Source organism: Streptomyces sp. NPDC045956, assembly GCF_056430705.1.
The window spans coordinates 72,029-86,482 of sequence record NZ_JBWKKZ010000011.1 but is presented as its reverse complement, the minus strand read 5'-3'; the positions used below and the strand labels follow the sequence as shown (position 1 = coordinate 86,482).

At 71.7% G+C, this 14,454-nt stretch carries 17 protein-coding genes and 1 pseudogene; 9 read left to right on the top strand and 9 right to left on the bottom strand.

From position 1 onward, the window contains the following. Positions 1-46 precede the first annotated feature (46 nt). The 4 genes from cysS to AC07FV_RS26740 form a co-directional block, all read right to left on the bottom strand. On the bottom strand, positions 47-1,447 hold the full coding sequence (gene cysS / locus AC07FV_RS26755; RefSeq protein WP_479089813.1) for a cysteine--tRNA ligase: 1,401 nt from the start codon (positions 1,445-1,447) through the stop codon (positions 47-49). Positions 1,448-1,637: 190 nt separating this feature from the next. After that, positions 1,638-2,153, bottom strand: coding sequence for a 2-C-methyl-D-erythritol 2,4-cyclodiphosphate synthase (gene ispF, locus AC07FV_RS26750; protein WP_479089811.1), 516 nt, complete (start codon positions 2,151-2,153; stop codon positions 1,638-1,640). Continuing rightward, positions 2,143-2,919, bottom strand: coding sequence for a 2-C-methyl-D-erythritol 4-phosphate cytidylyltransferase (ispD, locus tag AC07FV_RS26745; RefSeq protein ID WP_479089810.1), 777 nt, complete (start codon positions 2,917-2,919; stop codon positions 2,143-2,145). Before ispD ends, ispF begins: the two co-directional genes overlap by 11 nt. A 314-nt stretch (positions 2,920-3,233) precedes the next feature. Beyond that, positions 3,234-3,716 carry a CarD family transcriptional regulator gene (locus AC07FV_RS26740; protein ID WP_003953493.1) on the bottom strand — a complete coding sequence of 161 codons (483 nt, stop codon included), beginning with the start codon at positions 3,714-3,716 and terminating at the stop codon, positions 3,234-3,236. A 709-nt stretch (positions 3,717-4,425) separates the two neighbouring features. On the opposite strand from AC07FV_RS26740, the gene AC07FV_RS26735 reads away from it, so the two are divergent. Beyond that, positions 4,426-5,142, top strand: coding sequence for a copper chaperone PCu(A)C domain-containing protein (locus tag AC07FV_RS26735; protein ID WP_479089808.1), 717 nt, complete (start codon positions 4,426-4,428; stop codon positions 5,140-5,142). A 108-nt stretch (positions 5,143-5,250) separates the two neighbouring features. On the opposite strand, the gene phoP is transcribed toward AC07FV_RS26735, so the two are convergent. Beyond that, entirely contained in the window at positions 5,251-5,922 is a 672-nt protein-coding gene (phoP, locus tag AC07FV_RS26730; RefSeq protein ID WP_465270560.1) for a two-component system response regulator PhoP, read from the bottom strand. Between the two features lie 5 nt (positions 5,923-5,927). After that, complete coding sequence (gene phoR / locus AC07FV_RS26725) at positions 5,928-7,199, bottom strand: two-component system sensor histidine kinase PhoR (RefSeq protein ID WP_479089806.1); 1,272 nt, start codon at positions 7,197-7,199, stop codon at positions 5,928-5,930. A 223-nt stretch (positions 7,200-7,422) separates the two neighbouring features. Between phoR and phoU the strand changes: the two genes are divergently transcribed. The 5 genes from phoU (at position 7,423) to AC07FV_RS26700 (ending at position 9,965) form a co-directional block, all read left to right on the top strand. Further along, complete coding sequence (gene phoU, locus AC07FV_RS26720) at positions 7,423-8,112, top strand: phosphate signaling complex protein PhoU (protein WP_383650356.1); 690 nt, start codon at positions 7,423-7,425, stop codon at positions 8,110-8,112. Between the two features lie 145 nt (positions 8,113-8,257). Beyond that, complete coding sequence (locus AC07FV_RS26715; protein WP_479089804.1) at positions 8,258-8,413, top strand: hypothetical protein; 156 nt, start codon at positions 8,258-8,260, stop codon at positions 8,411-8,413. A 109-nt stretch (positions 8,414-8,522) separates the two neighbouring features. Continuing rightward, entirely contained in the window at positions 8,523-8,771 is a 249-nt protein-coding gene (locus tag AC07FV_RS26710) for an SCO4226 family nickel-binding protein (protein WP_356608544.1), read from the top strand. 131 nt (positions 8,772-8,902) lie between these two features. Next, complete coding sequence (locus tag AC07FV_RS26705; RefSeq protein ID WP_479089803.1) at positions 8,903-9,274, top strand: SCO4225 family membrane protein; 372 nt, start codon at positions 8,903-8,905, stop codon at positions 9,272-9,274. A 70-nt stretch (positions 9,275-9,344) separates the two neighbouring features. Further along, positions 9,345-9,965: a dihydrofolate reductase family protein gene (locus AC07FV_RS26700; RefSeq protein ID WP_479089802.1), complete on the top strand. Its 621-nt coding sequence runs from the start codon at positions 9,345-9,347 to the stop codon at positions 9,963-9,965. Positions 9,966-10,001: 36 nt separating this feature from the next. On the opposite strand, the gene AC07FV_RS26695 is transcribed toward AC07FV_RS26700, so the two are convergent. Further along, a complete protein-coding gene (locus AC07FV_RS26695) occupies positions 10,002-10,859 on the bottom strand; it encodes an alpha/beta fold hydrolase (RefSeq protein WP_479089801.1) in 858 nt (285 codons plus the stop codon). Between the two features lie 63 nt (positions 10,860-10,922). Here AC07FV_RS26695 and AC07FV_RS26690 point away from each other — a divergent pair. Both AC07FV_RS26690 and AC07FV_RS26685 read left to right on the top strand, forming a co-directional pair. Further along, positions 10,923-11,198: pseudogene (locus tag AC07FV_RS26690) on the top strand (TetR/AcrR family transcriptional regulator); the annotation flags it as partial. A gap of 12 nt (positions 11,199-11,210) precedes the next feature. After that, a complete protein-coding gene (locus tag AC07FV_RS26685) occupies positions 11,211-11,642 on the top strand; it encodes an LmrA/YxaF family transcription factor (RefSeq protein ID WP_479090056.1) in 432 nt (143 codons plus the stop codon). A 246-nt stretch (positions 11,643-11,888) separates the two neighbouring features. Here the strand turns inward: AC07FV_RS26685 and AC07FV_RS26680 are convergent, their stop codons facing one another. After that, a complete protein-coding gene (locus AC07FV_RS26680; protein ID WP_479089799.1) occupies positions 11,889-12,647 on the bottom strand; it encodes a GntR family transcriptional regulator in 759 nt (252 codons plus the stop codon). 276 nt (positions 12,648-12,923) lie between these two features. On the opposite strand from AC07FV_RS26680, the gene AC07FV_RS26675 reads away from it, so the two are divergent. Next, positions 12,924-13,361, top strand: a complete 438-nt coding sequence (locus AC07FV_RS26675; RefSeq protein WP_479089797.1) for an ATP-binding protein — start codon at positions 12,924-12,926, stop codon at positions 13,359-13,361. Between the two features lie 111 nt (positions 13,362-13,472). Here the strand turns inward: AC07FV_RS26675 and AC07FV_RS26670 are convergent, their stop codons facing one another. Then, the gene (locus AC07FV_RS26670) at positions 13,473-14,453 is read right to left on the bottom strand and encodes an SRPBCC family protein (protein ID WP_479089796.1); all 981 of its coding nucleotides are present in this window, start codon (positions 14,451-14,453) and stop codon (positions 13,473-13,475) included. Between the last annotated feature and the right edge of the window lies 1 nt (position 14,454).

Here is a 14,454-nt window from a genome sequence, read left to right as displayed (position 1 = left end):
GCGGCACAATCGATCTACGAGACCGGACCGCGGGGAGCCGGTCGGGTCAGCGGGAGCCGAGGCTCCAACGGGGCCCCTGGGGGCCGTCCTCGATGACGAGACCGGAGTGCCCGAGCTGGTCGCGGATGGCGTCCGCGGTGGCCCAGTCCTTGCGGGTCCGCGCGGCCTCGCGCTGGTCGAGGACGAGGCGTACGAGGCTGTCGACGACCTGCTTCAGGTCCTCGCCCTGCTCCTGCTCGCCCGCCCACTGCGGGGCCAGCGGGTCGAGCCCGAGCACGCCGAGCATGGCCCGCACCTCGGCGAGCCGGCCGACGGCGGCCTCCTTGTCGTCGGCGGCCAGCGCGCTGTTGCCCTGCCGGACGGTGGTGTGCACGACGGCGAGGGCCTGCGGGACGCCCAGGTCGTCGTCCATCGCCTCGGCGAAGGCGGGCGGCACCTCGGCGGCGGGCTCGACGGCCCGGCCGGCCAGTTCGGTGACGCGCTGCGCGAAGCCCTCGATCCGCGCGTACGCCGACTCGGCCTCGCGCAGCGACTCCTCGCTGTACTCGATGGTGGAGCGGTAGTGCGGGGTGCCGAGGTAGTACCGCAGCACGACCGGCCGCCACTTCTTGACCATCTCGCTCACGAGCACGCTGTTGCCGAGCGACTTCGACATCTTCTCGCCGCTCATGGTGACCCAGGCGTTGTGCACCCAGTACCGGGCGAAGGCGTCGCCGAAGCCCTCGGCCTGGGCGATCTCGTTCTCGTGGTGCGGGAAGATCAGGTCGATCCCGCCACCGTGGATGTCGAACTCGCTGCCCAGGTACTTGTGCGCCATGGCGGAGCACTCCAGGTGCCAGCCGGGACGGCCGCGCCCCCACGGCGTCTCCCAGCTCGGCTCGCCGGGCTTGGCCGCCTTCCACATGGCGAAGTCCCGCGGGTCCCGCTTGCCGCTCTCGCCCTCGCCGGAGGGCTGGCGCAGCTCGTCGAGGTCCTGGTTGGACAGCGACAGGTACCCGGGCAGGGACCGCACGTCGAAGTAGACGTTGCCCTCGGCCTCGTAGGCGTGGCCGCGCTCGATGAGGCCGCGCATCATCTCGACCATCTCGGTGATGTGGCCGGTGGCGCGGGGCTCGTAGGTGGGCGGCAGGCAGCCGAGGGCGTCGTAGGCGTTGTTGAAGGCCCGCTCGTTCTCGTAACCGATGGACCACCAGGGGCGGTTCTGCTCCGCCGCCTTCTTGATGATCTTGTCGTCGATGTCGGTGACGTTGCGGACGAACGTGACGTCGTAGCCGCGGTGGGCGAACCAGCGGCGCATGATGTCGAAGTTCAGGCCCGACCGGATGTGCCCGATGTGCGGGGCGGCCTGCACGGTGGCACCGCACAGGTAGATCGAGACACAGCCCGGCACGAGGGGGGCGAAGTCACGGATCTGCCGGGCGCTGGTGTCGTACAGGCGAATAGTCACGACTCCAGGGTAGTAGGCGCCGGGCAGTGCCAAGGGCACACGGCCCCACGCGCCCCTTCCCCCCACCCGCCTTCCACCCCCGCGCGAGGGGCGGAGGCCCCGGCGGGGGTGGAGTCCGGCGCGGACCCGCGGCACCCGGCGCGCACCGGGGCCGGCGCCCCCGTACCCGCCGCAGACCCGCCGGGATCCGTCACCCCACCCGGACCACCAGGGCCGTCGCCACCGCCATCAGCCCTTCCTCACGCCCGGGGAAGCCGAGCCCGTCCGTCGTCGCGCCGGACACCGACACCGGCGCTCCCACCGCCGCGGACAGCACCGCCTGCGCCTCCTCGCGCCGCTTGCCGATCTTCGGGCGCGCCCCGACCACCTGCACCGCGACGTTCCCGATCCGGAACCCGGCCGCGCGCACGATCCGCGCCGCCTCGGTCAGCAGCGTCACCCCCGACGCCCCGGACCACTCGGGCCGTCCGGTGCCGAAGTGCTGCCCGAGGTCCCCGGCCCCCGCCGCGGAGAACAGCGCGTTGCACGCCGCGTGCGCGACGACGTCCGCGTCGGAGTGCCCGGCGAGCCCGGGCCCCTCGCCCTCCCACTTCAGCCCGGCGCACCACAGCTCGCGCCCGTCCTCGAAGGCGTGGATGTCCGTACCGATCCCGACCTGCGGCAGCACCATCGGCACCGGCACCGCCCCGTCCGTCTCAGAACCCATCGTTCAGCCTCCGTCGCGCCAGTACCGCCTCCGCGAGGACCAGGTCGAGGGGTCGCGTCACCTTGAACGCCTCCTCGTGCCCCGGCACGACCACCACCGTCGGCCCGAGCCGCTCGACCATGCTCGCGTCGTCGGTGACCTCGCCGGTCACCGTCTCGTGGGCCCGCACCAGCGTCGCCCGGTCGAAGCCCTGCGGCGTCTGCACCGCCCGCAGCCGCGCCCGTTCCGGCGTCGCGACCACCGGCTCGGGCTCCCCCGGCGCGGTGGCGGGCTCGACCTGCTTGACCGTGTCGGCCAGCGGCACCGCCGGCACCACGGCGGGCGCGCCCTCGCGCACCGCCTCGATCACGGCGTCCACCGTGTCCACGGGCACCAGCGGCCGGGCCGCGTCGTGCACGAGGACGATGTCGTACGCGGGCGGCAGCGCGTCCAGGCCGAGCCGGACGGACTCCTGCCGCGACGCACCGCCGGGCACGACGAGGAAGTCCGTCCGCTCCGGCAGCGCGTGCGCGTCGAGCAGGTTCCTGACCTCGGCCGCGCCGTCGGGCGGTGCCACGACGACGACCAGGGAGACGGCCCGGGAGGCGGCCATCGCCCGGACGGCGTGGATGAGCATGGGTGTGCCGCCCAGTGCCCGGAGGGCCTTCGGCGCGCCGGGACCGAGCCGTACGCCCCGGCCGGCGGCCGGGATCACGGCCGCGGTCCGGGTCCGCGTACGGGTGTCGGGGGGCGTCTGCGCGGGCGAGGGACGCGATTCGTCAGACATCGGTTCCTGTCAGGTTTGTGTGCTCGACCTAGTTGGGTATGGCCTCACCGTGCCGGGCGCGAAGCCCCGACCGGACCCTTCCGTGACCCCGGTCGAGCCAGCAGCCCGGGCCCGGCACGCCAGTACCCGGGGGGAATCCCCCGGGAAGAGCCTACGAACACGAGGGCGTACCGGGACGGGTGTCCGGGTACGAACATGCCGCAGCGCCCGGCGACAGCAAAGATGTCATCGGGCACCGCGGCATTCAGTGCGCTGTTCCGAGCGGGCAGCGGGCTGCGTTCCGCCTCGGGAGGCGACTCACCTCGGGAGGCGGCTCAGGAAGCGAGCACCTCGTCGAGCAGGGCCTCCGCCTTGTCCTCGTTGGTGTTCTCCGCGAGAGCCAGCTCGCTCACCAGGATCTGGCGGGCCTTGGCGAGCATGCGCTTCTCACCGGCGGAGAGTCCGCGCTCGCGCTCCCGGCGCCACAGGTCGCGTACGACTTCCGCGACCTTGATGACGTCGCCGGAGGCGAGCTTCTCCAGGTTTGCCTTGTAACGACGCGACCAGTTCGTGGGCTCCTCGGCATACGGCGCGCGCAGCACCTCGAAGACCCGGTCCAGCCCGTCCTGACCGACCACATCACGCACGCCGACGAACTCCGCATTGTCCGCTGGCACACGTACCGTCAGGTCGCCCTGGGCGACCTTCAGCACCAAGTAGGTCTTGTCCACGCCTTTGATCTGGCGAGTTTCGATAGCCTCGATCAGCGCGGCCCCGTGATGGGGATAGACCACGGTGTCGCCAACCTTGAACGTCATGTGACAGGTACCCCTTCCGTGGCTATCCAGGGTAACACGGATACGGCGTCTTCTGAATGGCGTTTTCGCAGGTCAGGGCATATCTCGGGGCTTGACAACAGCAACAGGAACGTGCTGCGGCGGGCGAGCGGAAGAAAGTATTCGCAGGTCGGAGCGGCTCTTCAGGCACGGCGAAACACGCACGTCACACACATCCGGAGGGCCCTCCACCTGCCCGAAACACGCCCTATGTCCGGTTCCATGCGTGCGACTTCCGCTACTCCGTTCGGTGGCCGAGGCGGGCTTCCGGGCGAATCCGGAATTGATCACGCGGCGCCCCGGCGGGCCCGCCGATGATCAATTTCCTGGCCGCCCGCGCATTCCTCCGGGAAATCTCGCGCACCCGCCGGCCGACCCGTATCACGAGGGCTTCTTATGTGAATGACGGACGAGTGCCGACCGCAAAGCGACCGCGGCGAGCGCCCCCGCGGGACGCCCTCCGCGCACCCCGCCCGCGCTCCCCCGGCCACCCGGCGGCGCCGTCACCCCGCCGCCGTCCCACCGCCGTCCCGCCGCTCTCCTACCGCCTGCCGGGCGAAGCCGGGTGCCTTCGGGGAGGGTCGGGTGCGGCCGCCCGGGAACGGCTCGGTAGCCTAAGGCCGCTGACAGCCACTTAGGGCGGCTTTATCCGTTGCCGCCGTCTCGCTCGAGTCTAGGAGTTGCCGCCGCCGTGAGCAGCAGCCTTCGACGCGGCGCCCTCGCCGCCGCCGCCATCGCGTTCTCGATCGCCTCGCTCGCCGCGTGCGGTGCCGGTCACAACGCCCAGACGCTGGAGATCAAGCCGGACAACGCCGCGACGACGGTCGGTGACATCCAGATCCAGAACGCGATCGTCATCACGCAGCCCGACCTGGAGTCGACCGGCCCGGCCGTGGTCTCCGCCACCCTGTTCAACAACGGCAGGACGGACCAGACGCTCGAGTCCATCACCGTGGTGGGCACCGACAAGTCCGCCGAGCTGAAGCCCGCCGAGGGCGAGAAGGGCGGCAACGGCCTGACGGTGCCCGCGGGCGGTTCCGTGGTCATCGGCGGCGAGAACAACGCCTCCGCCGTCCTGCCCAGCAGCCGCGAGGCCGTCAGGGACGGCAACGCGCAGGAGATCACCTTCACCTTCAGCAAGACCGGTGAGGTCAGCCTGAAGGCGTTCGTCGTCCCCGCCGAGAGCTACTTCTCCGGCTGGGGCCCGAGCGACGTCCCGGCGGCCCCCGGCGCGTCGGGGCAGCCCTCGCAGGAGACCTCCGGCGAGCCGTCCGACGGCCAGACCTCGGGCGCGCCGGCCGACGGCGAGTCCCCCGCGGCCGGCGAGTCCGCCACCGGGACCGAGGACGGGTCCGGCACCGGCACGGCGACGGACGGCTCCTCGCACGAGGCCGGCGCGGGTCACTGAGCCGCGCGGAACGAACGGCGGAAGGGCGGGACCTCCTCGGAGGTCCCGCCCTTCTTCGTACGGCCGCTGGGCGCTTCCCGGACGCGGACGCCGGGCGCGCCGGGCGCTCTACGGCTCGAACTTGTAGCCGAGGCCCCGCACCGTGACCAGGTAGCGCGGCGCCCCCGGGTCGGGCTCGATCTTGGCGCGCAGCCGCTTGACGTGGACGTCGAGGGTCTTGGTGTCACCGACGTAGTCGGCGCCCCACACCCGGTCGATCAGCTGCATGCGGGTCAGCACGCGGCCGGCGTTGCGCAGCAGCATCTCCAGCAGGTCGAACTCCTTCAGCGGCAGGTCGACCTTGGTGCCGCCGACCGTCACCACGTGCCGGTCGACGTCCATGCGGACGGGACCGGCCTCCAGCGCGGCCGGGGTGACCTCCTCCGGCTCGCCGCGGCGGCGCAGTACGGCGCGGATACGGGCGACCAGCTCGCGGGACGAGAAGGGCTTGGTGACGTAGTCGTCGGCCCCTATCTCCAGCCCGACGACCTTGTCGATCTCGCTGTCCTTGGCGGTCACCATGATCACGGGGACGTTCGAGCGGCCGCGCAGCTGGCGGCACACCTCGGTGCCCGGCAGGCCGGGCAGCATCAGGTCGAGGAGCACGAGGTCGGCGCCGTTGCGCTCGAACTCGTCGAGTCCGTCGGGGCCGGTGGTCGCGACGGCGACCTCGAAGCCCTCCTTGCGGAGCATGTACGACAGGGCGTCGGAGAAGGACTCCTCGTCCTCGACGACGAGCACACGGGTCACGGAAGGACCTCCGGGGCGGGAAGCGTTGCGTACGGGGAAGTATGGGGGGAAGTGGGGGGCCGCTCGGTCTCGGCACTGAGTCCGGCGCGGCCCGAGCCGTGCGCTGCGCGGTCGCGGGACGCGCCCGACTCCGGCAGTCGCAGGGTGAACGTGGAGCCCTGGCCTTCGGCACTCCACACCGTGACCTCCCCGCCGTGCGAGGCGACCACGTGCTTGACGATCGCCAGACCCAGGCCGGTGCCTCCGGTGGCCCGGGAGCGGGCGGGGTCCACGCGGTAGAAGCGCTCGAAGACGCGCTCCTTGTCCTTCTCCGAGATGCCGATGCCCTGGTCGGTCACGGCGATCTCGATCAGGTCGCCCCCGGGGGCCCCGACCCGGCGGGCGGCTATGCCGACGCGGGTGCGGGCGGGCGAGTAGTTGACGGCGTTCTCGACCAGGTTGCCGAGGGCGGCGGCGAGCTGGCCGCGGTTGCCCCGTACGTGCAGATCCGCCGTTCCTCCGGCGGCCATGGTGATCTGCTTGGTGCCGGCCGCGTGCCGGCAGCGGTCGATGGCCTCGGCGACCAGCTCGTCCACCCGGACGGGCTCGGCGTCGTCGAGGGGGTCGTCGTTCTGGACCCGGGACAGGTCGATCAGCTCCTGCACGAGGTTGGTGAGCCGGGTCGCCTCGATCTGCATGCGTCCGGCGAACCGCTCCACCGCCTCCGGATCCTCGGAGGCGTCCATGACGGCCTCGGAGAGCAGGGAGAGGGCGCCGACCGGCGTCTTCAGCTCGTGGCTCACGTTGGCGACGAAGTCGCGGCGTACGGCCTCGATGCGGCGGGCCTCGGTGAGGTCCTCGACGAGCAGCAGCACCAGCCGGGAGCCGAGCGGGGCGACGCGCGCGGAGACGGCCAGTGCCTCACCGCGTCCGTTGCCCCGCCTCGGCAGGTCCAGCTCGACCTGCCGTATCTCGCCGTCCCGCCGGGTGTCCCGGGCCATCAGCAGCATCGGCTCGACGGCGAGCTTGCCGCCCCGGACCAGGCCGAGGGCGTACGCCGCCGAGCTGGCCTTGACCACCGCGTCGGCCTCGTCGAGGACGACCGCGGAGGAGCGGAGCACCGACAGGACGGTGTCCACACCGGGCGGGAGCACCGGATCGGTGTGCAGGGAGGTACGGGTGGGGCGTTTCTGGTCGCGCTCGCTCCAGCGGAACGCCAGCATGGCGATGACACCGGTGAGTACTCCGGCGATCGCTGCCGCTGCGGCGACCGCCGCGTTCACGTCCATGCTTCCAGGTTAGGCATGCCGAACGGCCCCGCCCCAGCCATCGGACTGCGACCTCGAACACTCGTCGCCCAGAGTTCACCTTGGAGCCAGGGATGGTTCATTTGTGATGCCGGAAACGGACGCGTAGGGGCCGGACCGTGTAAGCGTGGGGGCACGGCAAGGGTGAGAGCCGGTGCCGAGCCGGTGCGAGCCCCCGAAATGGACGTACGAGAGGGAAATCCTGATGCGGGACGCGTACCACGAGGAACTGGACTCGATCGGCGACAGCCTGGTGGAGATGGCCCGGCTCGTCGGGTCGGCGATCGGGCGCGCCACGACCGCCATCCTGGACTCGGACCTGAAGCTGGCCGAGAACGTGATCGAGGGCGACCAGAAGGTCGACGAGCTCCACCACGAGCTGGAGGCCCGGGCGATAGCCCTCCTGGCCCGGCAGCAGCCGGTCGCCACGGACCTGCGCATCGTCGTCACGTCGCTGCGCATGTCGGCCGACCTGGAGCGCTCGGGCGACCTGGCGCAGCACGTGGCCAAGCTGGCCCGGCTGCGCTACCCGGAGCGGGCGGTCCCGAGCGACCTGCACGCCACCATCCTGGAGATGGGCCAGCTCGCGCAGCGCCTGATGGCGAAGGCCGCCGAGGTGATCATCACCAAGGACGTCGACCTGGCCCTCCAGCTGGAGCAGGACGACGACGCGATGGACCTCCTGCACCGCGCCCTCTTCCAGCACCTGATGGACGACCGGTGGAAGCACGGCATCGAGACGGCCGTGGACGTCACCCTCCTCGGCCGCTACTACGAGCGCTACGCCGACCACGCCGTCGCGGTCGCCAAGCGGGTCGTCTACCTGGTCACCGGCGAGCACGCGGACAGCCTCCAGGCGGACATCCAGCCGCCCACCCAGGTCGAGGGCGCCTGAACTCACCGCGCGCGGGCGCGCGGGGCCGACGGGCGCGCGGGCGCGGCGGGCCGGGGGCGCGCGCCCGCCGACCCAGTGCGCCGTTGATGCGACGGCCGCTCGGGGCGTGCAATGGGGCCAGGCACCAGCCTCTAGGAGGAACCCGATGGCCGATTCCCCCAGCACCGAACCCGCTCCCACCGAGGAACGCCGCACCGAGCGGCCGCCCGAGCTGCGCAGCCTGCCCCTGGTCGCCGCCTGCGGCTGCGGCTCGGGCTGCGGCTGCGGCTGTCAGTCGGGCAATCCCTGCCAGTGCGGCTGACCCGCCGACGGCAGCGGCAGGCACACACGCGCCCCCTCGGCGGCCGGGTTCGCCCCGGCCGCCGAGGGGGCGCACCCTGGAGGGGAGACCCTGAAGGGGGTGCGAGGCCATGGCTCACTTCATGGACGTGCACCACGGGATGCACGGCATCACCTCGGACCAGCTCCACGAGGCCCACCAGGCGGACCTCGCCGTCGAGAAGGACGAGGACGTCCACTTCGAACGCGCGTGGGCGGACCCGGGTTCCGGCACCGTCTACTGCCTCTCCGAGGGACCGTCGGCCGAGGCGGTCCAGCGCGTCCACGAGCGCGCGGGCCACAGGGCGGACGAGATCCACGAGGTCCCGCTGACGGTGTGAGCCTCGTGCGCCTCCCCTGGGTGCCGCGTCCCTCGACCTGAGTACGGCTACTCAGGCCCGGGGGCCCGTCTCCGTCCCACCCTGGAGACCGGAAGACGACCCACGGTGACCCACGGGGAGACGAGAACCGCATGAAGCCCAGCCCGGAACCGACGAAGCCCAGCCCGAGGGGCACCCTTGCCCGCCTCACCGTGGCCAACCGCGTCTCGGCCGCCTACCTCACGCTGGTCGGCGGCGCGACGGCCGTGGCCGCGCTGGAGCCCCTGTTCGCGTCCGGCCCCGACGCCTCCCTCGCCTGGGTCTGGCCGGCCCTGCTCACCTTCCCGGCCTTCGGCTTCGTGGCGTGGCTCGGCGAGGCGACCTGGGGCGGCGAGGCGCCGACCTGGTTCTTCGTCGGCGGCATCGCGGTCTCGGCGCTGGCCCAGTCGCTGGCGCTGGGCGCGGCCTGGCGGGCGCTGCGCGGGCGGCGGGAACGCCGGAGCCGGCTGACGACGGCGGGCTGAGCCGACGCCCTGCGGCGGGGCCCGGCGGCACGGGAGGATGGACGCGGCCACCCGGGAGCAGGAGAGCGCCATGACCGTAGGCACGGGCAGAGTGATCTGCGACCTCACGATCTCGGCCGACGGTTTCTCGGCGGGCCACGGCCAGACCGAGGAGCGCCCCTTCGGCGACGACGGCGGCGACGGCACGGGCGCCGGGCTGCACGCCTGGATGTTCGACACCCCCGACGAGAACCGGGCCGAGATCGCGGCCATGACCGACGCCGGCGCGTTCGTCATGGGCCGCAACATGTTCGGTCCGGTGCGCGGTGCGTGGGACCGGCCCTGGAACGGCTGGTGGGGCGAGGAGCCCCCGTTCCACGCGCCGGTGTACGTCCTCACCCACCACGCCCGCGAGCCGCAGCCGATGGCCGGCGGCACCACGTTCCACTTCGTCACCGACGGCATCGCCCCGGCGCTGGCCCGGGCCCGCGTGACGGCCGGCGACGGCGACGTTCTCGTCCTGGGCGGCGCCAGCACGATCAACCAGTACCTCGCCGCCGGTCTGGCGGACGTCCTGCGCCTGCACATCGTCCCCTTCACCCTGCGCACCGGCACCCGCCTCTTCGAGGACGTACCGCCCCTGCGCCTGGACCAGGTGGAGTCCCGCCCGGCGACCCAGGTCACGCACGTGACGTACCGCGTGCGGTCCTGAGCGGGCGGGCCGGACGGCGGCCCCGGCGACCGCTCCTCAGGGCGTGCGCCGGGCCGGCTCCGCCCCCGTCCCGACGAGGAAGTCGGTCAGCACCTCGGCGAGCCGTTCGGGCTGGTCCTCGGGGACGAGGGTGGAGGAGTCGGCGATCTCGACCAGCCGCCCCTGGGGATACAGCGCCGCCAGCCGGGGGCCGTGCTCCCGCGGCATCAGCCGGTCCTCCTTCGCCCAGACGACCAGGACCGGGCGGTCGAACGCCCGCAGCCCCTCGCTCCAGGCCAGCAGGGTCCGGCGGTCGGGCGCCCCGGTGGCGAACTTGGCCAGGTCCCGGCGGATGTCCCTGCTGCGGGCGGCGGGGGCGAGCCAGTCGTCCATGACCTCGTCGGGGATGCCGCGCAGGCTCATCCCGCCGTAGCCGGAGCGCATGTGCCGCACGGCCGGGACGCCCATCAGCCGGATCAGCAGCCGGACGCCACCGGGGATCCGGCACACCTGGGACATGGCCTTCGCGGGGCCGGGCGGGAAGTTGTCGAAGGCCTCGCAGGCGACCAGCACCATGCGCGCGATGCGCTCGTCCCGCCCCTCCGTCACCAGGAACTGGCCCCCGCCCCAGTCGTTGAGGACGAGCGTCACCCCGTCCAGCCCGAGCCGCTCGACGAACTCCCCCAGCAGCCGGGCCACACCCCGCTGCGACAGGTCGGCGTCCGGCTTCATCGGCAGGCGGTGACCACCGAGCGGCAACGTGGGCAGCACGCACCGGTACCCGTCCAGCAGCGGCACCACCTTGCGCCACTGGGTCCCGCTCATCGGCATCCCGTGGCCGAAGACCAGTACCGGCCCTTCAGCTCCGGTGTCCTGGTACTCGACCGGCCCGGACGACAGCTCGACACTCGGCATCGCGGTTCCCCCACTTGATAGAGTGTTCTACTGCCACAGTGACGGCCGGAGAGGCGGACGGCAATGGGGCCGGCAAGCGGACCGGGCACGGAACCGGGACCGGGACCTGCATCGGAACCGGGACCTGGACCTGCATCGGAACCGGGACCTGGACCTGCATCGGAACCGGGACCTGGACCGGGACAGGGACGACCGGACACGCGAGCCAGGATCCGGGATACGGCCGGGACCCTGTTCCGCCGCCACGGCTACTCCGCGACCGGCCTCAAGCGGATCGCCGCGGAGGCTCAGGCGCCGTTCGGCTCGATCTACCACTTCTTCCCCGGCGGCAAGCAGCAACTGGCCGAGGACATGATCCGCACCTCGGGCCCCGCGTACGGCCGCATGGTGCTGGCCCTGCTCGACTCCGTCCCGGACCCCGCCGAGTCCCTGGTCCACGCCTTCGACGCGGCCGCGACCGACCTGGCCGCCGCCGACTACGCCGACGCCTGCCCGATCGGGACGGTGGCCCTGGAGGTGGCGAGCAGCAACGAGGTCCTGCGGACGGCGACGGCGGAGGTCTTCGAGGAGTGGGTGGAGGCGGCGGCCGGATGGTTCACCCGCTGGGTCCCCGCCCCGGAGACGGCCCGATCGCTCGCGTACTCCCTGGTCATGATGCTGGAGGGCGCGTTCATGCTCAGCAGGGCCACCCGCGACCCGGAACCCCTCCGCGTGGCCGGCCGCACGATGGCCCACCTCCTGCGCACGACCCTCGCCGAGCCCGGGGCGCCGGCTTCGGACTAGACGGAGATCGACCTCGCCCGGGAAGGACCCGACGGCCTTCGGCACACCGGCGAACACGTCGCCGTTCCGGTGGGTCTCCGCCTGACCGACGGCTCGGCTTCGTCGATGGCCAAGCAGTGACCTGCCGGCGTCGGCCGCGCACCACTTCTTGCCGGGGGCGACAGTCGGTGCGTGCGCTCCAACTGTGTCGCAAGGGTGGAGAACGACGGCCCTGAAGGGCTGGCAGAAGCCGGGGAGACGCTCAGCTCAGGCGTCGAAGTCGTATTCCAGGATGTACGAGGCCGCGTCCAGCGTCATCTCGCTGATCTCGACGGGGCGGCCCTCGTCCGTGAACGCCGTGCGGCAGACGAGGATGACCGGGGTGCCCGCGGACATGCCCAACTCGGCGGCCTCGTCCTTCGTCGGCATCCGGGAGCGGATCTCCTCACGGAAGTGCACCGGCTCGTGGCCGAGTTCGGCGAGCCTGGCGTACGTACCACCCGGCCCGGTGTCCTCCCGCGTGATCGCCGAACCGGCGACCAGCGACGCGGGCAGGTAACTCGTGGCGAGGAGGACGGCCTTGCCGTCCAGGACGAAGCGTCGGCGCCGTACGCACACCGCCTCCCCGCCGTCCAGGTCCAGTACTGCGCTCACGCGGTCGGGGGCGGCCTCCTCGGAGACGGAGACCCGGTCGACCTCCAGCGAGCGGTTCTCGATGTCCGCCGACCAGATGGAACGGCCGTTGCCCCACTGCTCCGACGCCAGGCGCTGGATGCCCCGGCGCCGGAGCGGCCGGAACTCCCGGACGAACACGCCGGCGCCCTTGCGGGCTTCGGCGACGCCTTCGTCACGGAGGACGCTCAGGGCCTGACGTGCCGTCATGCGGGCCACGCCGTAGGTGGCCATGAGGTCGTTCTCTCCTGGCAGCCGATCACCGGGACCGTACCGACCCGACTGGATCGCCTCGCGCAACGCGTCGGCGATCCGCTGGTACTTGGGCCGACGGTCGTGCTCGGTGCTCGCCATCCCGTGGACCTCCCTCTCTTCTCTAGACACCTTAGGTCACGGGTTGGAGGTCCGCTCGACGCATGTACCCGCGGTGCGCGAAGCCTGACCGGATGAGGTCGCTTCACATGATTCGCCTACATCTCTAGAGACCTAGCCCTAGAGTAGATGTCTAGAGAGGTTGCAGAACTTCCAGTGAGGGGTGCTCATGGCATCGTTCGACATCGATTCTTCGGCTTCCATGAAGCGCACGTGGGCGGCGAGAGCGTCTGCGGCGCAGACGGGGAGTGAGTACCGATGACCTACGTCGTCGACCGCTACCCCTGCGAGGAATCGCCGCGCCTCGGCGCAATGACCCTGCCCCCCGTCGCCGAATCCGTGCCTCGCGCCCGGCGCTGGTTCCGGAAGTTCATCAGTCCCTACGCGCCCGCCTGCTCCGTGGACGACTGTCTCCTGCTGATCTCGGAGCTGGTGACCAACGCCGTCATCCACGGCAGCTCGGCCGAACCCTGGGTCGTCCGGGTGGAGTGGTTCCGTGAGGGGACCTTCCTCCGGGTCGAGGTGCACAACGCGGGACTCCCGGAGAACGTGCGCCTGCGACACCCCGACGCCCGCGACGCGCACGGCCGCGGGCTGCTCCTGGTGGACTCCGTCTCCGACTCGTGGCACTCCGGGCCCAGCCGTTTCGGCGGAACGGTGGTCTCCTTCCGGATGGCCGACGCCTGGCCGTCCTGAGTGCCGAACCGCCCCCCTGCGAGGGCGCACACGGCAGAACAGTGGGCTCGCGCCGACGAACAAGCCCCCGGCCCCGGGGAACCGCAGGGTCAGGGGCTCACTCGGGTGGGCCTACTTCTCGTCTTCGTAGTCCTCCTCCTCTTCGTCCTCCTCGTCCTCGTCCTCCTCGTCCTCGTCTTCGTCGTCTTCGTCCTCGTAGCGGGCGTCGTCGTCGGTGTCCTCGTCGGACTCGTCGTCCTGGTCGTCGTCTTCCTGATCCTCCTCATCCTGGCCGTCCGCCTCGAGGCCCTCCTCGTGAGAGCGGACCACCTCGCCGTCGCGGATCTCGCCGCGCCAGCCCTCGAGGTCCTCGTCGTCGGAGAGGGTGGCGTACCGCAGGAAGTGCTTGAGGTCGAGGCGCAGGCGACGCCCCTGTGCTCGCCAGATGTTGCCGGTCTTCTCGAAGAACCCGGACGGGTAGTACTCGACGACGGCGACGACGCGGGTGAGTTCCGGTGCCAGTTCGTGGAAGCTGATCGCACCGCGCGTGGTGCCCTTGGCCCCTTCGGAGTTCCAGACGATGCGCTTGTCCGGGATCTGCTCCTGCACGGTGGCTTTCCAACTGCGGCTGGAGAACGCGATCTTCGCCTTCCAGTCGCTCTCGGTCTCGTCCGACTGGGAGACGCTCTGGACACCCTTGGTGAAGCCGCTGAACTCCTCGAGCTGGGTCCAGCGGTCGTACACGGTGCGCAGCGGCTTGCCGACGTCGATGACCTCGACGATGTTCGTGACCTTCACGCTCCCCGCCTTGCCACCGCGGCCGAAGGCGCCCTTGACGGTGTCGACCACCTTGTCCTTCACCTCGCCGGTCTTCTCGCCGAGGAACGCCTTGACCGGCGAATCCCCCTCGCCCAGGACGCGCTTGCCGACGTTGAGCAACGTGCTGTTGCCGTCGCCGACGTCTCCCAGGCCCTGCGCGAGATCACTGATCTTGCCGCCGGCCTTGTCCGCCATCCGCTGTCCCTGCGCCGTGGCGTAGGCCGCCACCTGCTCCTTGAGCCGGTCGAGGCCCGAGGTACCGGTGGGGGTGGACTTCTCCTCCGTCTTGGCCATG